This window comes from Kribbella aluminosa, from assembly GCF_017876295.1.
GTDB classification, from domain to species: domain Bacteria; phylum Actinomycetota; class Actinomycetes; order Propionibacteriales; family Kribbellaceae; genus Kribbella; species Kribbella aluminosa.
On record NZ_JAGINT010000001.1, the window covers coordinates 277498 to 297616 of the forward strand.

Consider the following 20119-nt stretch of genomic DNA (forward strand, 5'->3'; position numbering starts at 1 on the left):
AACAAGGCACCTCAGAAGAGGACATGCCCTGTCCGCTACCTCCGACAGGCTGGACGCATGACGACACAGCAGATCCCGGGCGGGAAGTCGACCATCACTCCGTACGTCGTGGTGAAAGGCGCGGACAAGTTCCTGGACTTCGTGGAGCAGACGTTCGAGGTGCAGGCCTCGGGGCGGTTTCCGAATGAGGACGGGACCGTCGGGCATGCGGAGATCACCGTCGGCGAGTCGGTCCTGATGACGTTCGACGCGGCGCCCGGGTGGCCGGACACGCCGGCGTTCCTGAGCGTGTACGTCGACGACGTCGAGCGGATCTACCGGCGGGCGATCGAGGCCGGCGCGACGGTCGTGACCGAGTTGATGTACTCCGGGATCACCGGCGACCGGGGCGGCCGGGTGCAGGACCCGACCGGCAACATCTGGTGGCTGCAGACACACGTCGAGGACGTCGACCCGAGCAGCCTTCCGGCGCTGTTCGCGGATCCGGCCGAGGCCGCGCTGATGCGGAAGGCCCAGCAGACGTTCGCCGCCGCGATGGAGAGGCCCGTGCCGATCAGCTGACGAGTCGTACCGGCTGGCCCGGGCGGAGTTGGGCGCAGGCGTTCAGGTCCGCGGCGGCGACGTACGCGATGACCGGGTAGCCGCCGGTCACCGGGTGGTCGGCGAGGAAGATGACCGGGGTGCCGGACGGGGGGATCTGGATCGCGCCGTGGGTCATGCCCTCGCTGGCCAGTTCGCCGGCGCGGGCACGTTCCAGTGGCGTGCCGTCCAGGCGTACGCCGACCCGGTTGCTGTTGGTGCTCACCTCGTAGACCTGCGAGAGAAGCGACGCCCAGCCGGCGTCGGTGAACCAGTCCCGCCTTGGGCCGGGGGTCACTCGTAGTACGACCTGGCCGGCGGCCGGGTGGGCGACGGGGGCCTGATCGACCCCAGGCATCGGATGGACGAGCGAGCCGACCTGCAGCGTTTGTCCAGCCACCAAAGGCGAAGGACCGAGGCCGGAGAGCAAGTCAGTGGAGCGGGAGCCCAGGACGGGAGGAACGTCGAGGCCGCCGCGGACGGCGACGTACGTGCGCAGGCCGCTGGCGGGTGGGCCCAGGCGGAGGAGTTCGCCGGACCTCAGCAGGGCAGGGGCGTTCAGGGGTACGCCGGTGCACGGGGCGCCGGTGATCGCCAGCAGGAGGTCTGTGTCGGCGTGGATGGTGAGGCCGCCGTACGTGACCTCGATCGCGGCCGCGCCCTCGTGGTTGCCGACCAGCCGGTTCGCGAGCTCGTAGGCGGCCCGGTCGCAGGCGCCCGATGCCGGGACCCCGAGGGCGGCCTGACCGGCCCGTCCGCGGTCCTGGATTGTTGCCAACGGCCCCGTTGTCAGAACGGTCAGGCTGCTCATCCACGACCCGCGTCGACGAACCGGACCCGGCGGCCGGGGTGGAGCAGCGCGGCAGGCTCACGCGACGCGTCGAACGTCCGCACCGACGTACGGCCGATCAGCTGCCAGCCGCCGGGGGACTCGCGCGGATACACGCCACTGAATTCCCCGGCCAGCCCGACCGCGCCGGCCGGGACCTTGGTCCGCGGCGAGGTCCGGCGCGGGATGTTCCAGTCGCCGTCGGACGTCAGATAGCCGAAGCCGGGCGCGAAACCGGAGAAGGCAACGGTCCACGAAGCGGAGGTATGGCGAGCGACCACGTCGTCCCGCGTACAGCCGAGAAGAACAGCGACGTCGTCCAGGTCCGCCCCGTCGTACACGACCGGGATCTCGATCAGCTCGCCGCTGGTACGGCGATCCCGAGCGGGAACCAGCTCCCGCAGGCTGCGGGACAAGCCGGCGAGGTCACCCCGAGTGGTGACGAGAATCGTCCGCGCCGCCGGGACGATGTCCACAACCTCCGGCGGCGGGTCCGCGGCGAGCGCCGCGTAGTACCCGAGCACCTGGTCGAGGTCGTCGAGCTCCACCAGCAGTGCCCGGTCACCCGACGGAAGGATCCGCATCACCCGGTGAACGGGCGTACGTCGACGCCCGCTCCCTCCAGTGCGCCACGCACCCGCCGTGCGATCTCCACAGCACCAGGAGTGTCGCCGTGCACGCAGATCGAGGCCGCCTGCACGACGAGCGAACCACCGTCGACGTCACGAATCGCCCGACCGGTCGCCATCGCCGTACACCGCGCGGCGATCTCGTCCGCGTCGTGCAGCACCGACCCAGGCAAACGCCGCGACACCAACGTGCCCGTCGCCGTGTATGCGCGGTCCGCGAAAGCTTCGTGTACGACGGTCAGCCCGGCCTCGGAAGCGAGCCGCAGCCACTCCGAGCCCGGCAGGCCGAGCACCGGAAGCGTCTTGTCGTACTCCGCGACCGCGGCGACCACGGCACCCGCCTGCCCCACGTGATGGCCGATCGTGTTGTACAGCGCCCCGTGCGGCTTCACGTACCGGACCCGGTCGCCCGCGATCCGCGCGAACGCGTCCAGCGCGCCGAGCTGGTAGACGACCTCGTCGCGCAGCGCGTCCGGCTCGATGTCGACGTACCGCCGCCCGAATCCGGCCTTGTCGGCGTACCCGACGTGCGCGCCGATCGCGACGCCGCGCTCGACCGCCTCGGCCGTCACCCGGCGCATGATCGACGGGTCACCGGCGTGGAAGCCGCAGGCGATGTTCGCACTCGTCACGACGTCGAGCAGTGCCGAGTCGTCACCCATCGACCAGGAACCGAAGCCCTCACCCAGGTCCGCGTTGAGGTCCATGAGCCCGAGCGTAGAGATTGTTGAACAATCCTGCAAGAGCCTTGTTCCACTTTTACCGGCCACCTGGGATGATGCAGAGATGACTGAGACCGGCCGCCAGACGTGGCTGCGGACCGTCGCCGCCGACGTCGCGCGGCTGGACCGGAGCAGCTCGGCGGAGCGCGCTGCCGACATCCTGCGCCGCAGTATCACCGAGGGCGCATTGCCGCCCGGCGCGCAGCTGTCCGAGGTCGAGCTGACCGAGGTCCTGGAGGTGAGCCGGAACACGCTCCGCGAGGCGTTCCGGCTGCTCACCCATGAAGGACTGCTGATCTACAAGCTGCACCGCGGCGTGTTCGTCCCGGAGCTCGACGAGCAGGACGTCATCGACCTGTACCGGCTGCGCCGCGTCCTCGAGGTGGACGTCGTCCGCGGGCTGTCCGGGCGTGACCCGGAGCTGCCCGCGAGCCGGCTGGAGCCGCTGCACGACGACGTCGAGGTGGCCAAGGCGGCCGCCCGCGCGGACCGCTGGCCGGCCGTCGGTACGGCGAACATGCGCTTCCACCAGCACCTGATCGGCCTGGCCGACAGCTCGCGGATGGACGCGATGACCGGCCGGCTGCTCGCCGAACTGCGGCTGCTGTTCCACGTCATCGCGGCTCCCCGTGAGCTGCACGAGCCGTACATCGCGCGGAACCGCGGCCTGCTCGAACTGCTCGAGGCCCGCAAGTACGACGAGGCCGCGGCGGACCTGCATCAGTACCTGCTCGACTCCGAAGAAGGCATCCTGGCCGCCTTCCGGGATAAGGGCTTGCAAACCGCGCCGGGAACCTGAGTTGATGAGCAGAAACGTCAGCAGCAAAGGGGAGCACAGGTCATGACCGATGACGACCGGATCGACCAGACGCCGAAGTCCTACCGGCCGATCGACGCCAAGGGATTCCGGGAGTTCGTCTCTCGCGGCTGGGGGCCGGTCGACCGGTCGGTGGCGGTGCCGGAGGGGCTTGCCGAGGCTGCCGCGGCGCACCGGCGGAAGCTTGCCGCCGCGCTGCCGGGCCGCCGGATCGCGCTCGGCGCGGGCCGGGCGCCGGTCCGGTCGAACGACACCGACTACCAGTTCCGCGCGGACAGCGACTTCGTCTGGCTGACCGGCTGCCAGGCCGAGGGCGCCGTCCTCGTCATCTCCGGCGACGGCGACGCGACGCTCTACCTGCGCGAGACCGCCGGCCCGGGCGAGGCGGACTTCTTCGCGAACGCGCGCGACGGTGAGCTGTGGATCGGCCCGGTGCCGGGCCTGAAGGACTGGTCGGACGCGCTGCAGATCGCCTGCCGCCCGATCGACGAACTGCCGGCCGCGGTCCGCGGCGCGGTGCCGTTCATGCTGTCGGTGCCGGGTGTCGAGCCGATGCTGGACGCCCTGGTCCGGACCTCGCCGACCGACGGCAACGCGCTGCGGCAGAGCATCGCCGAGCTGCGCCGGATCAAGGACGACTGGGAGCTCGACCAGCTCCGCGAGGCGGTCGCGGCCAGCGTGCTCGCGTTCGGCGACGTCGCGAGCGAGCTGCCGGAGGCGATCCGGGGCGGCGGCGAGCGCTGGCTGCAGGGCACCTTCGACCGGCGGGCGCGGACCGCGGGCAACGGTGTCGGCTACGCGTCGATCGTTGCTGCTGGCAACCATGCGCCGGTGCTGCACTGGGTCCGCAACGACGGCCCGGTGAACGAGGGCGACGTGATCCTGCTGGACGCCGGCGTCGAGACCCGCACGCTCTACACCGCCGATGTGACCCGGACGTTCCCGGCCACCGGCGAGTACACCGCGGCGCAGCGGCAGGTGCACGACCTGGTCCACAAGGCCCAGCTCGCGTCGCTGGACGCCGTCAAGGTCGGGGCGCCGTACCGCGCCTTCCAGCACGAGGCGTTGCGCGTGCTGGCCGAGGGCCTGCGGGACTGGGGTCTGCTGGACGCGTCGATCGACGAGCTGCTCGGCCCGGACGGGCAGCAGCACCGCCGGTACATCGTCTGTGGCACCGGCCACTACATCGGCCTCGACGTACATGACTGCGACGCGTCCCGGCCGGAGGCGTACTTCGCCGGCACGATCGAGGCCGGGATGGCGCTTGCGGTCGAGCCGGGCCTGTACTTCCACCCGAACGACGAGACCGTGCCGCCGGAGCTGCGCGGGATCGGGATCCGGATCGAGGACAACGTGGTGGTGCACGAGGCCCGGCTCGAGATCCTCACCGAGGACCTGCCGATCACCACCGACGGGCTGGAGCAGTGGACCCGCTCGCACCTCGGGAGGTAATCAAGATTACCGATCACGAACGGTAACGTTCGCCGCCGCTCGACGATGTAGAGGGCGGGGAGGGCTGAACTCGGCCCGGCGCGTGGCAGTGGGGGGGCCGCGGTCCACGCGCCCGGCCGAGTCGGCCTCGACCGGGCCAGGGGGACCCGGCGGCCCCGACGTACGGGGAGTTACGACCATGAACCTACGAGTGCGCGTGGTGCACTGCGGAAGCCGGCGCTGGTACGCCGACATCGACGACGCCGACGATCCGCAACCGGACGATCCGTTCTGGTTCGTCGACAACTGCCGGACCCAGCCGCAGGCACTGGAGACCGCCTGCTCCGAGCTCAGGCTGATGTCGGGCCGGCTGGTGCGAGGCGATCGGCTCGACCGGGTGCTCGAAGTGACCGGCGTCCCGGTCTGACCGGCCACCCGGCCGGTGGTACGGCGGCGCAGGCGCTGCCGCGCTCCAGCACGTCCCGCGCGATCAGGTAGTCGTCGATCGCGGTCTGCATGCACGGGCTCTTGGCCCACTGCGGGCTCGCACCCCGAACATGGCTTGAGGGGGTTGTTAGGGTCGGCGGTGATGAGTACCAAACATGCACAGTGGTTCCGGGTGGTGGCGATCGCCGAGGCGATCTCGTGGACCGGGTTGCTGATCGGAATGCTGTTCAAGTACGTGCTGTCCGACAACGAGCTCGGGGTGAGGATCTTCGGCCCGATCCACGGCGGCGTCTTCGTCGCGTACGTCGTCACCGTGCTCGCTGTTCGCGGCCCACTGCGCTGGTCCTGGCCGGTCACACTGGCGGCGCTGGCGGCCAGTGTTCCGCCGCTGTTCACCTGGTTCTTCGAGATCTGGGCGGTCCGCACGGGCCGGATTGACGGCGCCGGGCAGACCGCCGTACCGTCCACAGCGTCAGCAAATTCAACAGCTGCATGAACCCGTGCGGGAGAGACCCGGCCAGAGCTGATTTCTGGTACCGGGCGCCGTAGGAGCAACTCTCCCCAAGAATCTCTCAGGCACCTTCACCGCGCGGGCGAGGCACCTCTGGAGAACGTCGGGTTCAACAGAGCGGGGAGGACACCAAACGGTCAACGGCGACCGGAAGGAACCTCCGCACGATGGCGATCAGTGTCTTCGATCTGTTCAGTATCGGGATCGGCCCGTCGAGCTCCCACACCGTGGGACCGATGCGCGCCGCCCGCACCTTCGCGCTCGGCCTCGCCGACGACGGCCTGCTGGCCGCGACGACGACTGTCGAGGCCCAGCTGTTCGGATCGCTCGGGGCCACCGGCCACGGGCACGGCAGCAACAAGGCGGTCGTCCTCGGGCTCGAGGGCGAGGACCCCGAGTCGATCGTGACGCACTCCGTCGACGCCCGGGTCGAGACGATCCGCGAGCGTGGCCGGCTGCTGCTCGCGGGCGTCCGGGAGATCGCGTTCGACGAGCGCCACGACCTCGTGATGCACCGTCGCAAGACGCTCCCGTACCACCCGAACGGGATGATCTTCGTCGCCCGTGACGACCAGGGCGCAGTACTGCGGGAACGCACGTACTACTCGGTCGGCGGCGGCTTCGTGGTCGACGAGAACGCCGCCGCGGGCGACCGGATCGTCCTCGACACCACCCCGCTGAAGTACCCGTTCAGCACCGGCGCCGAGCTGCTCGACCGGTGCCGGGAGTCGCAGTTGCCGGTCAGCGAGGTGATGCTCGCGAACGAGCTGGCCTGGCGGACCGAGGACGAGATCCGCGACGGCCTGCTGCGGATCTGGCAGGTGATGCAGGACTGCGTCCGCGAGGGCTGCGAGACCGAGGGCATCCTGCCCGGCGGCCTGAAGGTGCCGCGCCGCGCGCACTCCCTGCACCGGAAGCTCAGCCAGGACCCGTGGTCGGTCGACCCGCTCAAGGTGATGGACTGGGTGAACCTGTTCGCGCTCGCGGTCAACGAGCAGAACGCGTCCGGCGGCCGGATCGTCACCGCGCCGACGAACGGTGCCGCGGGCATCATTCCCGCCGTACTGCACTACTACCGGCGGTTCGTGCCGGGGGCAACCGAGGACGGCGCGGTCCGGTTCCTGCTGACGGCTGGTGCGATCGGCGTGCTCTACAAGGAGAACGCGTCGATCTCCGGCGCCGAGGTCGGCTGCCAGGGCGAGGTCGGGTCCGCCTGCTCGATGGCCGCGGCCGGTCTCTGCGAGGTTCTCGGCGGTACGCCGCAACAGGTCGAGAACGCCGCCGAGATTGGGATGGAGCACAACCTCGGCCTGACCTGCGACCCGGTCGGCGGGCTGGTGCAGATCCCGTGCATCGAGCGGAACGCGATGGCGTCGGTGAAGGCGATCAACGCGGCCCGGATGGCGATGCACGGCGACGGCGTCCACGTGGTCACGCTCGACAAGGTGATCAAGACGATGCGCGAGACCGGCCGGGACATGAAGGTCAAGTACAAGGAGACCTCCCGCGGCGGCCTCGCCGTCAACGTCATCGAGTGCTGATGCCGTGCACGTAGCACCCACACGACTGCCTAGGGATTGGCAGTACCAGGCTGCGCCGCACCGCGCGCGGAATACTGGAGTGCATGGGTGAGCTCGGGAGGACGTTGCATGCCTGGCGGGACCGGGTGACGCCGGCGGACGTCGGGTTGCCGACCGGCGGGAACCGGCGTGCGCCCGGTCTCCGGCGTGAGGAGCTGGCGCTGCTCGCCGGGCTGTCGGTCGACTACGTCGTACGACTGGAGCAGGGTCGCTCGGACTCCCCGTCCGTCCAGGTGCTGACCGCGCTGGCCCGGGCGCTCCGGCTGTCCGATGCCGAGCGCAACCACCTGTTCGTACTGGCCGGCGAGGTGGAGCCGTCGCCCGGGCGGATCTCGACGTACATCCCGCCAGGGGTGCAGCGGATCGTGGACCAGCTGGACGGCGCACCGCTGTGCGTGTGCGACGCGGGCTGGACGATGATCACCTGGAACCCGTTGTTCGCCGCGCTCGCCGGTGACCCGTCGCCGTGGCACGGGCGGCAGCGGAACATCATCTACCGGCATTTCCGGTCGCCGGGGGACCGGTTCGAGCAGACGCCCGAGCAGCAGCGGGACTTCCGGATCGCGATGGTCACGGACCTGCGCACGGCACTGGCCCGGTATCCGCACGACGCGGACCTGCGGGCGCTGATCGAGGAGCTGCGGGCCGCGCCGGACTTCGCGGTGCTGTGGGATCAGCCGGTCGTCGGGTTCCACCGGTCCGAGCGGAAGGCCGTCCGGCATCCGGAGGTGGGCACGTTCGCCATCGACTGCGATGTGCTCGCCGTCCCGGGCAGCGATCTGCGGATCGTCGTCTACACCGCGGCGCCGAACAGCGAGGCCGCCGAGAAGCTCCGGTTGTTGTCGGTGATCGGCCTGCAGGAGCTGGCCCGCTGACGCACCGCATTGCTACGGTCGCGTAACCGGTACCGGAATTCCCGGAAGGTTTCTCTTTGGCGTGGAATTTCTTCAAAGGGCTGTTTCAAACGACTCGTCAGCCGATACTCTGCGGGACTTGTGAACGCGATGTCTGCCACGGCGACCCGCCGCCCGCTCTGGCAGCACCCGCGGCGTCGTCAGGTCGCCGCCGGCATCGGCGTCCTGCTGCTCGCGTACGTCGTGCTGTTCTTCGTCGCGCTGCTCGGCGGCCCGCGGATCGGTGCGCCGTTCCTGCCGCTCCCCGGCGGCGGCCCGGACCCGGCCACGCCGGTCGCCGGCCTGCAGCCCGGTCAGCCGACCGAGAGCGTCACGGTCCCGCACCAGCCCACGTCGACCCCGACGATCACCCCGGCGCCCACCTCCACCGCCGTACCGACGCCGTTGCTCACCGCAACCAACCCGCCCGGGGTCGTGCCTTCGGCCGGCAGCACGCTTACGCCGTATCCGACCCGCCCGGGGGAGACCCCGACCCCGCAGATCGTCGACTCCACCGCCCCCACACATCCGCCGGTCACCGAGCGCCCACCGACGGCCCCGACCACAGCCTCCCCGACCACGCGGCCGACCGTCCCCCCGACCACGGACCCGACCACGGACCCGACCACGGACCCGACGACGACCCCGACGGCCACTCCCACCACCCCGCCGACCACCCCGAACGATCCCAACCCACCCGACACCCTCGGCGGCTTCCTCGGCCGCCTGCTGCACAAGCTCGGGCTGTGAAGTGTGTACGTGGGTTAGTGTTGGTACATGTCGATGAAGCGCACGAACGTGTACGCCGATCCCGAGGATCTGGCGCTGATCAAGGACGCTTCGCGGCGGCGTGGGATTCCGGAGGCCGAGATTATTCGCGAGGGTATCCACCTGGCCGCGATGGCGAACCGGGTGTGGGACGAGCCGCTCGACTGGCCGACCTTCGACGGCACGGGTGAACCGGTGACCAAGGACGAGATCCACGACGTGGTCGCGCGGCGTACCGACCGGTGATCCTGGTCGCCGGCACCTCCGGCATCATCGCGGCTTTCGACGGCAACGCTCCGGAGGGACCGTCCTGCAGGAGGCTCCTGCAGGAGGCCGGAACGGTCGTCCTGTCGCCGCTCGTCCTCGCGGAGGTCGATCATCTCGCCCGTGCGCGGCTCAGTGCGGTCGCGCGCTCGCGGATCCTCGAGTTGCTGACCGCCGAGGTGCAGCGGATGCGTTTTCAGGTGCCGGACATCGGCCCTGAGACGCTGGCGACGGCACTCGGCGTGATCGGCCGCTACGCCGATCTGGACCTCGATCTTGCCGACGCGGTCACTGTCACGCTGGCCGCCGACTACCGCACCGACGCCGTCCTGACGCTCGATCGGCGCGACTTCCGCGCCGTCCGTCCGCTGACTTCGCACAAAGCCTTCCGGTTGTTCCCGGACGACCTCTAGTACGCCTCGACCTCGGTGGTGGTGGCGTTGCCGGTGGGGCTGGGTCGGAGGTTGATCTGCCAGCCCTGGTCGGGGGTGAAGGTCTGCGCGAACTTCTTGAACGAGCAGTCGGAGCGGAACTTGCGGTGCTGCGGGTCCCAGTCGGCGCCGCTCTTGAAGTACAGGTGGTAGGTGCCGCCGATCCGGTTCAGCGTGATGCTCTTGGTGGCCTGGACGTAGACCATGAGCTGCGGACTGCCGGGTGGCCGGCCGTCGTTGACGATCGAGATCGCGACGTCCTTCGACATGCCGTTGGTGATCTTCAGCCGCCCGGACCCGTCGGGGCCGCGCCGGACCAGGACCTCGCCGCTCGTCGGCCGCTGATCCTTCGGCGCCAGGCCCGGGTCGGGCAGCGTCGTGCCGAACTTCAGCTTCAACCGCTGCAGCTGGCCGAGCGCCGTACCCAGGTCGGCGCGCAACTGCCGCTGCACCTTCTGTGAGGTGTGCGCGACCCCGCCGCACCGGGCGTCCTCCTCGGTCTGGTCCAGCGAGCCGGTCAGCCGGGTCGCCGCGACGCCGATCCGCTCCTGCAGGAGCTGGTGTACGGCGCTCAACCGGGACGTCACGGTCAGCGCCGCCAGCCGGATCGCGATCGTGTTCAGCGATTGCGCCAGCGTGGTGATCGCCTCGCCCAGCCCCTCGGTGGTCCGGACCCGGGTCAGCGCCTGCGCCGACCCGCCCAGCACCTGATCGATCCGGGTCAGCTCCGCCTGGTACGCCGACGTACTCAGCGGTCCGGCCGGCGGTACGGTCGACACCGGCGCCGGCGCGGCACTGCTCGAGGTCGACACGACCGGATCCGGCCGCCCCGGATCCCCGCCACAGCCCGTCAGCAGGCCCATCCAGACACAGACAAACAGCGCGCCCCAGCGCCTCATCCCCACCCCCAGGTCCCCACCCGTGAAGCACCAGCCTATGTCATCAGTCCCGGGCCGCCGGACGCACGAACGGGAACGCGAGGGTGCTGCGGATGTTCTGGCCGGTCAGCATCATCATCACCCGGTCCACGCCGATCCCGAGGCCGCCGGACGGCGGCATCGCGTATTCCAGCGCGGACAGGAAGTCCTCGTCCAGCGACATCGCCTCGGGGTCGCCGGCGGCGGCCTTCAGCGACTGCTCGGTGAGCCGCCGGCGCTGCTCGACCGGGTCGACCAGCTCGGAGTACGCCGTACCGATCTCGGCCCCGAACGCGACCAGGTCCCAGCGCTCGGCGAGTCGCGGCTCGGAGCGGTGGGTCCGGGTCAGCGGCGACGTCTCCAGCGGGAAGTCGGTGTAGAACGTCGGCAGCAGCGTGTTCGGCTCGACGAGCTCGTCGTACAGCTCCAGCACCAGCTCGCCCGCCGTCATCTCGAACGTCGTGTGCACGCCGTGCTCCGCGCACAGCTCGCGCAACCGCTGCACGGGCGTGTCCGGGTCGATCGGCGTACCGGCGGCCCGGCAGACCGCGTCGTGCACGGTGATCACCGGCCAGTCGCCGGAGATGTCGATCTCCTCGCCGTCGCGCCGGACGACGGGCTTGTCGTACACCGCGGTGGCGGCCTCGATCAGCAGCTCGCGGGTCAGCTCGCGCATCACCACGTAGTCGGCGTACGGCTGGTACGCCTCGACCGAGGTGAACTCCGGGTTGTGGGTCGCGTCCGCGCCCTCGTTGCGGAAGTTCCGGTTCAGCTCGAAGATCTTGCCCATCCCGCCGACGCTGAGCCGCTTCAGGAACAGCTCGGGCGCGATCCGCAGGAACAGGTCGGTGTCGTACGCGTTGATGTGCGTGACGAACGGCCGGGCGTTCGCGCCGCCGTGCACCGCCTGCAGCATCGGCGTCTCCACCTCGACGAACCCGCGGGTCTCGAAACCGTTGCGCAGGGCCCGGACCGCGGCGCTGCGCTGCTGCATCATCCGCAGCGAGTCCGGGTTCATCACCAGGTCGATGTGCCGCTGCCGGACCCGCGCCTCGGGGTCGGTGAAGCCCTTCCGCTTGTCCGGCAACGGGTGCAGGCACTTCGCGGCCATCGCCCAGGTCGTGGCCGCGATCGACAGCTCACCGCGCCGGCTGGTGACGATCTCGCCGGTCACGCTGACGTGGTCGCCGATGTCGACGAACCGCCGCCACTGGTCGAGCGGTACGTCGCCGCAGGACTCGGTCGTGAGCATCACCTGCAGCTGCGTCAACCCGTCCTGCAACTGCGCGAACGACAGCCCGCCGTGGTCGCGCATCCGCAGCACCCGACCGGTCACCGAGACGATGTGGTCGGTGTGATGGTCCGGCGGCAGGTTCGGGTAGAGCTCCCGGACGCGTTCCAGGGTTTCGGTCCGCGGCACGCTGACCGGGTACGGGTCGATGCCCGCAGCAACGAGTTCGGCGAGCTTGGTACGCCGGATCTGCTCCTGCTCGGTGAGTTTCCGGACCGGCAGCACAGGCCGCAGCAGCTCGTCCTCCTGCTCACGGACGGCGGCGGCGAACGCCCGGCCGTCGGTGGCCATGATCGCGTGCCGCTCGGCGGCCTCGACGCTGTCCACGCGGGTCCACGGCCGCGGTGCAGGCAGGAACCCTTCCGCCGTACCGGCAGCGAGTACGACCTGTGCGAGCGACGCGCCCCGCGAGTAACACATCAGCCGCGGTGACCAGCGGGGCAGGTACTTCTCGTTCGACTGGTACAGACTCTCCAGCTGCCAGAACCGGGATGCGCCGGTCAGCAACGCGTTCGCGAGCCGCAGTACCGGACCGGCGCCGACCCGCTCGGCGTCGCTGAAGATCTCCCGGAACATCGCGAAGTTCAGCGAGATCCGGTGGATGCCGAGGTCGCTGCTCGCGTCGATCAGCGACGTGACCATGAACTCCATCAGGCCGTTCGCCGACTCCGGGTCGCGGCGCATCAGGTCCAGCGACACACCGCGCACACCCCACGGCACGAACGACAGCAGCCCGCGGACCACGCCCTCGGCGTCCCGCGCGATCACCATCACGCAGCGCGCGTCGGCCGGGTCGCCGAGCCGCCCGAGCGCCATCGAGAACCCGCGCTCGGTCCGCGCCCCACGCCACTTCTCGGTGAGATGGACGTACTCCGCCAGCGCTTCCGGGGACAGGTCGCCGTGCCGGACCACCTCGGCGTGGTACCCGGCCCGCTGTACCCGGGTGACCGCCTGACGCACCGGGCGCATCGTCCGGCCCTCGAGCGTGAAGTCCGCGACGTCGATGATGGCCTCGTCGCCCATCGACAACGCACGCAGTCCGGCGTCGACGTACGCCTGCGCCGCCTCCTCGCTGGCCGACAGCACCGCGGGGGACCAGCCGTACCGCCGGGCCTCGGCGAGCCAGCGCTGGATCGCGGCCGGCCAGGCGACCGGATCGCCTAGCGGGTCGCCGCTGGCCAGGCTGACGCCGTTCACCACCCGGTACGCGATCGCGGCGTCGTTGCCCGGGGCGAACACGACCGCCTTGTCCCGGCGGGTCGCGAAGTACCCGAGAGAGTCCCGCTCACCGTGCAGCAGGAGCAGCCGGCGTACTTCGAGCTCCTCGGGCTGGGTCAGGTACCGGACGCGCTGGGCGGAGCGGAGGAAGATCCAGAACGCGACCACCAGCGAGGCCGCCGAGATGGCGCCGACGCTGAGGCCGATCCAGCCGTGGCCCTCGTGGCCGCCCATCTTGTTGCGGGACTGGCCGAGTGCGGCGATCACCGCCCAGCCGATCTTCTGCCGCTGACCGCTGAGGGTCCGCGGGAAGAGCTGCGTGAGCGTGATGCTGACCGCGATCGAGATCAGCATGCCGAACACGAGGGCGCCGATCGCGAGCCGCCGGCTACCGGGCGCGAGCCGGGCCGGGAACGCGCTGCGGATCGTCCACAGCAGGACGACGATGCCGGCCACCACGACCGCCTGCACGATGCCCCACTCCAGGTCCTGCACACTGGCCGGACCGAAGTCGCGGAGCAGCTCCGCGTCCGTCGGGTTCGCGAGCCGGACACTGGTGAAGGCGATGCCGGCGACCTGGGCGAGCAGCCACAGCGCCTCGAAGACCCACAGCACCCAGAGCAGGGCGGCCCGCTTGCCGCGCAGCAGCGCGCTGCCGACGACCGCGAGGTAGACGGCGGAGAAGATCGTGTGCCCGGCCGGAATCCCGACGAAGTCGAACGCGACGTCGACGTGCTTGACCAGCCTCGGCACCCCGAAACGCAACGGGATCGCAACAAACGACCAGACCGAGGCCACCACGACGATGCGGCCTACCCAGACCGCCGCTCGGTGCTTCCACACCGGCACTACTGCAACTTGTTCCGACCGCACCAGCCGATCATCCCATTAGTTTGCCGAGACTTTGGTCGAGCTAGCACTACCTCGACAGTACACCTGACGCCACAGCCAAGACTTTGGTTGACATGCCACGGTGTTGACATGGTTGATGTGCCCTACCGCCTGCTCCGCACTGTGATGTTCGCCGCCGCCGTCCTGTACTGCAGTCTGCTGCTGGAAGCGGCTGCCGGGTTCCCGCTGGACGTCCACCACTCGTTCCTGAGTGAGCTGGGCGCATTGGACCAATCGACGAGTCACGTCGCCCGGGCGATGGATCTGACCACGGGCGTGTTGCTGCTGGTCGGAGTACTGCTGGCACGTTCTGCGGCGCGTGGCCGGCGGGAGCTGACTGGTCTGCTGGTCAGTACGGCGGCGTTCGCGCTGGGGACGTTGTTCGACGCGCTGTCGCCGATGGACTGTGCGCCGTCGGCGAGTGAGGTCTGCGGGGCGACCGAGGCGGACGGGCAGACCGGTGTGGGTCTGGTGCTGCACGAGGTGACGTCCACGATCGCAGGTCTTGGCAGCATCGCCATGGGCGTCTATGCGGTGCTCGCACTCCGGAAGGCCGGCTGGGGTGGCGCCCGGGCGCGAGCGGTCGCCGTACTGGCTGCTGGTGTTGCTGTGACGCAGGCCTGGCTCGGTCTGCAGACCGGGAGCGACGTACTTACCGGTGACGACCTGGACGCGCCAGGCATCCTGCAGCGGGTGTCGGTGCTCCTCGTTTGCTTGATGCTGGGGTCGTTGTTACCAGCTCTGAGGCAGGCTTATCTCGATGAGCATGACGTGGATCGTGGTGCCCGGCTTGGCCGAAGCCCCGGAGGAGTTCGGGCGGGTAGTCGAGCTGCTGCCCGGTGAGGACCTCCGGGTGGTCGACCCGTGGCGTACGCCGATCACGTCGGACGTGGACGCGCTGCGGGCAGCGGCCTGCGTACCGCCAGGGGTGCCGGTCGGGCTGATCGGGCACTCGATCGGCGGGCTCGCCGTACTGCGGTGGGCGTTGACGCGCCCGGGTGAGGTCTCCCAGCTGGTACTGGTCGACAGCAGCCTCCCGTCGGAGACCGGGTGGCAGCCGTTCCACCCGGGACAGCGCGGTGATCAGGCGACCCGCTCGGTAGTGCGGTTCCTGGGGCAGGTCGGCGTACCGCAGGTGGTCGGTCCCGTAGTACGGCGACTGAGCGTCAAGCTCGGCAGCACGTCGAACCAGGACCCGTTGTCGAAGGCGACCGCCAAGGAGCGGTACGGCGGCCAGGAGTCGTGGCTGCTGTTCTGGGACGAGCTGGCCGGCAGCTGGGAACTGGCCGCCGAGGTGGCCGAGCTGGTGGCTGCGCCGATCGACGGGATCCCTCCGACCACACTGCTGGTAGCCACCGGCGGTATGGCGCGCTTCACCGCCAAGAGCTGGCTGGCAGGCCAGCAGAAACTCGCCGCCGCCCTCGGCGCATCCCTCGAAGTCCTCCCCGACTCCGAACACCTGGTCCACCTGGACCGCCCGGACGCCATCGCCGCCGCAGTCCGGCAGCAGTAGAAGCCGGTCCTAGGTAGTGCTGGTCATCGCCGGTGTCGGGAGCTTGCGCTGCCACACCTCGTCCAGCGCCATTCGCATCGCGCCCGTGACCACCGCGTCCTCGGCCAGAGCGGACAGCTCCAGCTTCGGGTGGTTGAGAGTCAGCAGCCGGAGCTGGTCCGAGATCGCGTCCAGCAGTACGGCGCCGGCGCGGGCGACACCGCCGCCGATGACGACCGCGGTCGGGTCCAGGACGAGTACGGACGGAGCCAGTGCCCGCGCGAACGTCCGAGCCACCTGCTGTACGACGGACTGCGCGACCGGGTCCCGCTCCGCCGCCGCGGCGAACACGTCCGCGGTGTCCAGTTGCTCGCCGCCCAGCTCGGCCAGCCGCGACGTCGGGTTGTCCAGCGCCGCCTGACGTCCGAGCGCCGCGATCGCCTCCGAGCCGACCGCACGCTCCAGCGGCCCGCGGCTGTCCTCCGGGTTGATCACGTCGTCGGCGTCGGTGGCGATGAAGCCGATCTCACCGGCCGCCCCGGTCCCGCGGTGCAGCCGCCCGTCGATGACGATGCCCGCGCCCAGCCGCTCACCCCACTGGACCGCCAGCAGCGTCCCGGTTCCACCGCGGGCGGCGGCGATCGCCAGGGCGGCCAGGTTCGCGTCGTTGTCCAGCATTACCGGGCAGTCGAGCAGACCGCGCAGGTGCTTGATCAGGTCGACGGCCGACCATCCCGGCACGCTCGGGACCAGCTGGACGCGGCCGGTGTGCTCGTCGACGATGCCGGGGCTCGCGGCGACCACGGCGGCGACGTCCTCGGCTGGAACCTCGGCCTCGGCCAGGGCCTCGTTGATAACCTCGCCGATCACGCCGAGCAGCTCCTGAGCGCTCCAGCCCGGCCCAGAGCGCCGTACCAGCGAGAGCTTCCGACCGGCCAGGTCGGAGACGCCGACGGTCACCCGGTGCGGGCCGACGTCCAGCCCGAGCACCGGCGCTGCGCGGCCGCGCAGTGAGACCCGGATGGCCGGGCGGCCCAGCGAGCGGTCCGCCGAGTCGGGCCCGTGCTGCTGCAGCCAGCCGGCGTCGAGCAGCTCGTCGACCGCCTGGGCGACGGTCGGCCGGGCCAGCCCGGTGCGCTCGACCAGCTCGGCGACGCGCAGCGGTGCGGGCGCGGACCGGCGGACCGCGTCCAGGACCGAGGCCACGTTGATCCGCCGCAGCATCGTCGTACCGCCGCCGCCGACCGTTCCTTTGCTCATGTCCGACCCCTTGCCTGCCACCCGCTCAGTATAGAGAGCGAGCGTTCGTAAATACTGTCCGTTCTGCGCGCCGACTGGCGGATGCCGGTGCGTGCGTCGACAACTATCACTCCGGGAGGGCCGGATGCTCCAGTACACGCACCCTGCCCGAAATCAGCACTGCTCGGCACCGATCAGTCCTGCAGAACGGTCCGGGCGAAACTGCTCAGTGCCTCCCGGTCCGGTTGCTGGGTCTTGGTCATCAGACTGGCCACGTGCTTCTCCACCGTCCGCGGTGAGATGTGCAGCCGGGACGCGATCGACTTGTTCCCGATCCGGTCCACCAGCAGCCGGCAGACCTCGTACTCCCGGGTGGTGATCCCGAGCTGCCGCAGGTACGCCGGAACCTGCTCCGACCCGGTCCGCCGCTGGGACACGGTCGCGCCGAGCTGCCGCATCAGCCCGCGGCACGCACTCGCCACCGCCGGAATGCCCGCGGTGTGGAAGTAGTCCTCGGCCAGCCGCAACCACGCGACCGGTTCACCCCAGCCGTCCGCGGCGGCCGGCTCGGCCACCATCCGCAGCCCGAGGTGCCGCGCCAGGGGGAACAGCGACGCGGTCTCCATCGCCTCCAGCACCTTGGCGTTGGCCGCTTCGACCTGACCGTCCCGGCCGAGCAGTACGGCGTGCGCCAGCTGGACGAACTGCTTGTTCCACCGCATCCCGCTCGCCGCGGTCGCGGTGACCGCCTCGAAGTGCGCCCAGCCGTTGCGCCCGGACAGTACGCCGAGCAGCAGGCCCAGCCCGTTCTTGCCGGAGAGGTGGAACGTGGTCGGGTTCTGCGCGTCGTACGCGAGCGCCTGCGCCAGCTCGGAGTCGGCGAGTTCGCGGTTCTCCTCCAGAAGCGCACAGAACGTCCGGGCCAGGCCGTAGGAGTACGGCAGCTCGTACGACGCGCGCTCGCCGCCCCAGTTCGCGATCTCGGCCAGCGTCGCCTCCATCGCGGACCGATGGCCCTGATGCGCCTCCAGGATCGCCTTGGTGGCCAGGAAGAACGTTGCCGATCGACCCAGCCGCAGCCGCCGGGTGACCTCGACACACTCGCCGATGATCTCGGCGGCGCGGGCGTACCCGGACCGCAGGATCAGCTGCTGGCCGAGCAAGCCGTCCACGTCGTACACCAGCGTGATGGCGCCGATCCGAAGCGCCTGCTGCCTGGACCGCTCCAACTCGCCGATACTGCCGTCGGCGAGGTTGACACTGACCGACTGGAGGATGTGCGAGACGACTCGCTGGAGCGTCATCCCGTGGTCCTCGGCGATCTGCCGGGCGCGCTGGAAGTAGTCGATCGACCGGTCGAGGTCGTGCTCGCGGGCCAGGATGCCCAGCAGTTGCAGGGCTTCGCAGGCTACGTCGGGCAGGTCGGCGCGTTCGGCCGCCGCGGCGGCGCGGGTGGCGAGCTCGGTCGCAGCCTGCAGCCGGCCGGGGCTCGTCCGGGCGAACTCGAGGTTGGCGGCGACCACGTCGATCGGCGCGAGGTCGGCGTCGCCGGCGTCGCTGCCGAGCTGCGACCGGGCGGTCGCGACATTTGCCAGCGCGGCCGCCCAGCGGCCGGCGACCATCTCCGCGTTCGCGAGCTGGACGTGCAGCGCGGCGACCTTGCGGCTGTCGAGATTGCGGTCAGCCAGTTCGTCGACGGTCGCGGCGTGCACGGCCAACTGCTCGAAGCCTCCGGTCGCGCTGAGCGCGAGCAGCAGCGCGCCGAGGATATCGGCCCGATGAGCGATGTCGGGATCGGCCGCGAGCAAGGTGTTCGCCCGGTCGAGCAGCTTGACCGCCGAGCCGGTCGATCCGTCGTCGAACGACCGCCGCCCGGCCAGCGCGAACAACCGGCCCGCGCGGACGGCGTCGCCGCCGGTCTCGGCGAGCTCGGCGACCATCGGGCACCACTCGCCGGGCAGCCCCGGATGCAGTTCCTCGACCGCGTCCGCGCAGCGCCGGGCCAAGGTGGCGCGTTCGGTCGGGGTCAGGCCGGCGAGCAGCGATTCGGCGGTCAATGGATGCCGGAACGCGTACCAGTCCGGCGCCGGCTCGTCCGGACCGACCAGCTGCGCGGCGACGCCGGCCCGAAGGGTTGCCAGCAGCAAGCGTTCGTCCGTACCCGTCGCCTCGCGGACAACGCTCAACGGGAACCGATGCCCGATCACAGCCGCCAGCACGAGGATGTCCCGCGACTGCGGCCCGAGCTGTGCGGTTCGGCCGCTGATACTGCGGACCACCGCGGGCGGGACGTTCGTCTGCAGGTCGTCGACCACCTGCACGCTGCCGTCCGGCCCGGGCACCAACTGTCCGCTGCGGTTCGCCTCCTGCAGCAGTTCCTCAACGATGAAAGGGATTCCGGCGCTGTCACTCCACAGCTGGTCCGCCAGCTGTTCCGGCACACCGTCGACCGGAACCTCCAGACAACCGGCGGCGAGTTCGGCGACCTCTCCGCGCTGCAGCGGTTGCAGCTCGACCAGTTCGGCAGTACCGCGCTGCGCCGACAGCCGTGCCAGTTCGTATGCGGCGCACGTCTCCGACCGCAGAGTCGCCACGAGTGCGATCGGCTGGTCCTCCAGGTTGTCGAGCAGGTACTCGATCACGGCCAGCGTCTCCGGGTCGGAGCCGTGCAGGTCCTCGAGCACCAGCAGACAGCCGCGGTCCCGGCCCACCAGGGCAAGGAGACGCAGTACTGCCTCTCCGAGTACGACCGGTGACGCAGCGGTGTCGTGCGCGGTCCCGTCGTCCCAGTCCGGGACCAGTCGGCCGAGCACCTGCCGGTACGGGCCGAGGCCTTCTGTCGTAGGCATCTCGCCACGCCGGATCAGCGAGAGCAGCGCCTCGGTGAACGGGCGGAAGGCAACCATCGTGCCGATCGCCCCGACCCGTCCGCGCAGCATCGCCATACCGGTGTCGAGAGCCTGGGTGGTGGCCGTCGCGGCCAGCCGGCTCTTGCCGATCCCGGGCTCGCCTACCAGGAAGATCGCACCCCCATGACCGCTGCGGGCTCCGGCCAGCAGGCGGTGAAGGCTCTCGATCTCCCGGTCCCTGCCGACCACCGTAGGCGAGCGGGTCTGCATGGTTGCCAACTGTAACGACTGATGGTTGTCAGTGCAGACAGTCGACCGGTG

19 protein-coding genes and 1 riboswitch are annotated in these 20119 nt (G+C 70.4%); of the genes, 12 read left to right on the forward strand and 7 right to left on the reverse strand.

Translation table 11 applies throughout. The features are described from left to right. The first annotated feature begins 57 nt into the window (after positions 1 to 57). Positions 58 to 561: a VOC family protein gene (locus JOF29_RS01440; protein WP_209692421.1), complete on the forward strand. Its 504-nt coding sequence runs from the start codon at positions 58 to 60 to the stop codon at positions 559 to 561. Here the strand turns inward: JOF29_RS01440 and JOF29_RS01445 are convergent. Genes JOF29_RS01445 through JOF29_RS01455 form a run of 3 tightly spaced genes read right to left on the reverse strand, consistent with a single transcriptional unit; the run spans position 554 to position 2744 of the window. After that, positions 554 to 1390: a 5-oxoprolinase subunit C family protein gene (locus tag JOF29_RS01445; protein ID WP_209692422.1), complete on the reverse strand. Its 837-nt coding sequence runs from the start codon at positions 1388 to 1390 to the stop codon at positions 554 to 556. The genes JOF29_RS01440 and JOF29_RS01445 overlap by 8 nt on opposite strands. Further along, positions 1387 to 1992, reverse strand: coding sequence for a 5-oxoprolinase subunit B family protein (locus JOF29_RS01450; RefSeq protein WP_209695914.1), 606 nt, complete (start codon positions 1990 to 1992; stop codon positions 1387 to 1389). The genes JOF29_RS01445 and JOF29_RS01450 overlap by 4 nt, the downstream gene beginning before the upstream one ends. Then, complete coding sequence (locus JOF29_RS01455) at positions 1992 to 2744, reverse strand: LamB/YcsF family protein (protein ID WP_209692423.1); 753 nt, start codon at positions 2742 to 2744, stop codon at positions 1992 to 1994. Before JOF29_RS01455 ends, JOF29_RS01450 begins: the two co-directional genes overlap by 1 nt. Before the next feature lie 79 nt (positions 2745 to 2823). On the opposite strand from JOF29_RS01455, the gene JOF29_RS01460 reads away from it, so the two are divergent. The 9 genes from JOF29_RS01460 (at position 2824) to JOF29_RS01500 (ending at position 9883) form a co-directional block, all read left to right on the forward strand. After that, positions 2824 to 3558, forward strand: coding sequence for a GntR family transcriptional regulator (locus JOF29_RS01460; RefSeq protein ID WP_209692424.1), 735 nt, complete (start codon positions 2824 to 2826; stop codon positions 3556 to 3558). Positions 3559 to 3600: 42 nt separating this feature from the next. Beyond that, positions 3601 to 5028, forward strand: a complete 1428-nt coding sequence (locus JOF29_RS01465; RefSeq protein WP_209692425.1) for an aminopeptidase P family protein — start codon at positions 3601 to 3603, stop codon at positions 5026 to 5028. A gap of 178 nt (positions 5029 to 5206) precedes the next feature. Continuing rightward, on the forward strand, positions 5207 to 5434 hold the full coding sequence (locus tag JOF29_RS01470) for a hypothetical protein (protein WP_209692426.1): 228 nt from the start codon (positions 5207 to 5209) through the stop codon (positions 5432 to 5434). Between the two features lie 162 nt (positions 5435 to 5596). Further along, positions 5597 to 5950 (forward strand): DUF3817 domain-containing protein, encoded by a 354-nt coding sequence (locus tag JOF29_RS01475; RefSeq protein WP_209692427.1) that lies wholly within the window; start codon positions 5597 to 5599, stop codon positions 5948 to 5950. Further along, a riboswitch (glycine riboswitch) is annotated at positions 5948 to 6052 on the forward strand. Its footprint overlaps the gene before it by 3 nt. 80 nt (positions 6053 to 6132) lie before the next feature. After that, on the forward strand, positions 6133 to 7506 hold the full coding sequence (locus tag JOF29_RS01480; protein WP_209692428.1) for an L-serine ammonia-lyase: 1374 nt from the start codon (positions 6133 to 6135) through the stop codon (positions 7504 to 7506). An 83-nt stretch (positions 7507 to 7589) separates the two neighbouring features. After that, positions 7590 to 8420, forward strand: coding sequence for a helix-turn-helix transcriptional regulator (locus JOF29_RS01485; RefSeq protein WP_209692429.1), 831 nt, complete (start codon positions 7590 to 7592; stop codon positions 8418 to 8420). A gap of 129 nt (positions 8421 to 8549) precedes the next feature. Further along, entirely contained in the window at positions 8550 to 9188 is a 639-nt protein-coding gene (locus JOF29_RS01490; RefSeq protein ID WP_209692430.1) for a hypothetical protein, read from the forward strand. Between the two features lie 27 nt (positions 9189 to 9215). Further along, positions 9216 to 9452, forward strand: coding sequence for a ribbon-helix-helix domain-containing protein (locus JOF29_RS01495; RefSeq protein WP_209692431.1), 237 nt, complete (start codon positions 9216 to 9218; stop codon positions 9450 to 9452). Continuing rightward, positions 9449 to 9883, forward strand: a complete 435-nt coding sequence (locus JOF29_RS01500) for a PIN domain-containing protein (RefSeq protein ID WP_209692432.1) — start codon at positions 9449 to 9451, stop codon at positions 9881 to 9883. Before JOF29_RS01495 ends, JOF29_RS01500 begins: the two co-directional genes overlap by 4 nt. On the opposite strand, the gene JOF29_RS01505 is transcribed toward JOF29_RS01500, so the two are convergent. Further along, positions 9880 to 10764: a hypothetical protein gene (locus JOF29_RS01505; RefSeq protein ID WP_209692433.1), complete on the reverse strand. Its 885-nt coding sequence runs from the start codon at positions 10762 to 10764 to the stop codon at positions 9880 to 9882. The genes JOF29_RS01500 and JOF29_RS01505 overlap by 4 nt on opposite strands. Positions 10765 to 10843: 79 nt before the next feature. Then, positions 10844 to 14170, reverse strand: a complete 3327-nt coding sequence (gene lysX / locus JOF29_RS01510; RefSeq protein ID WP_307863095.1) for a bifunctional lysylphosphatidylglycerol synthetase/lysine--tRNA ligase LysX — start codon at positions 14168 to 14170, stop codon at positions 10844 to 10846. A gap of 138 nt (positions 14171 to 14308) precedes the next feature. On the opposite strand from lysX, the gene JOF29_RS01515 reads away from it, so the two are divergent. Next, entirely contained in the window at positions 14309 to 15061 is a 753-nt protein-coding gene (locus JOF29_RS01515) for a DUF998 domain-containing protein (protein WP_209692435.1), read from the forward strand. Further along, positions 14979 to 15731 (forward strand): alpha/beta fold hydrolase, encoded by a 753-nt coding sequence (locus JOF29_RS01520; RefSeq protein ID WP_209692436.1) that lies wholly within the window; start codon positions 14979 to 14981, stop codon positions 15729 to 15731. Before JOF29_RS01515 ends, JOF29_RS01520 begins: the two co-directional genes overlap by 83 nt. A 9-nt stretch (positions 15732 to 15740) precedes the next feature. On the opposite strand, the gene JOF29_RS01525 is transcribed toward JOF29_RS01520, so the two are convergent. Both JOF29_RS01525 and JOF29_RS01530 read right to left on the reverse strand, forming a co-directional pair. Next, on the reverse strand, positions 15741 to 16970 hold the full coding sequence (locus tag JOF29_RS01525) for an ROK family transcriptional regulator (protein ID WP_245357399.1): 1230 nt from the start codon (positions 16968 to 16970) through the stop codon (positions 15741 to 15743). A gap of 173 nt (positions 16971 to 17143) precedes the next feature. Further along, positions 17144 to 20068 carry a helix-turn-helix transcriptional regulator gene (locus JOF29_RS01530; RefSeq protein ID WP_209692438.1) on the reverse strand — a complete coding sequence of 975 codons (2925 nt, stop codon included), beginning with the start codon at positions 20066 to 20068 and terminating at the stop codon, positions 17144 to 17146. Positions 20069 to 20119: the final 51 nt, after the last annotated feature.

What these genes read in the sequence shown, in the direction of transcription:
- JOF29_RS01440 (WP_209692421.1), top strand. Translation starts at nt 58, where the DNA reads ATGACGACACAGCAGATCCCGGGCGGGAAGTCGACCATCACTCCGTAC.
- JOF29_RS01445 (WP_209692422.1), bottom strand. Translation starts at nt 1,390, where the DNA reads ATGAGCAGCCTGACCGTTCTGACAACGGGGCCGTTGGCAACAATCCAG.
- JOF29_RS01450 (WP_209695914.1), bottom strand. Translation starts at nt 1,992, where the DNA reads ATGCGGATCCTTCCGTCGGGTGACCGGGCACTGCTGGTGGAGCTCGAC.
- JOF29_RS01455 (WP_209692423.1), bottom strand. Translation starts at nt 2,744, where the DNA reads ATGGACCTCAACGCGGACCTGGGTGAGGGCTTCGGTTCCTGGTCGATG.
- JOF29_RS01460 (WP_209692424.1), top strand. Translation starts at nt 2,824, where the DNA reads ATGACTGAGACCGGCCGCCAGACGTGGCTGCGGACCGTCGCCGCCGAC.
- JOF29_RS01465 (WP_209692425.1), top strand. Translation starts at nt 3,601, where the DNA reads ATGACCGATGACGACCGGATCGACCAGACGCCGAAGTCCTACCGGCCG.
- JOF29_RS01470 (WP_209692426.1), top strand. Translation starts at nt 5,207, where the DNA reads ATGAACCTACGAGTGCGCGTGGTGCACTGCGGAAGCCGGCGCTGGTAC.
- JOF29_RS01475 (WP_209692427.1), top strand. Translation starts at nt 5,597, where the DNA reads ATGAGTACCAAACATGCACAGTGGTTCCGGGTGGTGGCGATCGCCGAG.
- JOF29_RS01480 (WP_209692428.1), top strand. Translation starts at nt 6,133, where the DNA reads ATGGCGATCAGTGTCTTCGATCTGTTCAGTATCGGGATCGGCCCGTCG.
- JOF29_RS01485 (WP_209692429.1), top strand. Translation starts at nt 7,590, where the DNA reads ATGGGTGAGCTCGGGAGGACGTTGCATGCCTGGCGGGACCGGGTGACG.
- JOF29_RS01490 (WP_209692430.1), top strand. Translation starts at nt 8,550, where the DNA reads ATGTCTGCCACGGCGACCCGCCGCCCGCTCTGGCAGCACCCGCGGCGT.
- JOF29_RS01495 (WP_209692431.1), top strand. Translation starts at nt 9,216, where the DNA reads ATGTCGATGAAGCGCACGAACGTGTACGCCGATCCCGAGGATCTGGCG.
- JOF29_RS01505 (WP_209692433.1), bottom strand. Translation starts at nt 10,764, where the DNA reads ATGGGCCTGCTGACGGGCTGTGGCGGGGATCCGGGGCGGCCGGATCCG.
- JOF29_RS01515 (WP_209692435.1), top strand. Translation starts at nt 14,309, where the DNA reads ATGGTTGATGTGCCCTACCGCCTGCTCCGCACTGTGATGTTCGCCGCC.
- JOF29_RS01520 (WP_209692436.1), top strand. Translation starts at nt 14,979, where the DNA reads ATGAGCATGACGTGGATCGTGGTGCCCGGCTTGGCCGAAGCCCCGGAG.
- JOF29_RS01525 (WP_245357399.1), bottom strand. Translation starts at nt 16,970, where the DNA reads ATGAGCAAAGGAACGGTCGGCGGCGGCGGTACGACGATGCTGCGGCGG.
- JOF29_RS01530 (WP_209692438.1), bottom strand. Translation starts at nt 20,068, where the DNA reads ATGCAGACCCGCTCGCCTACGGTGGTCGGCAGGGACCGGGAGATCGAG.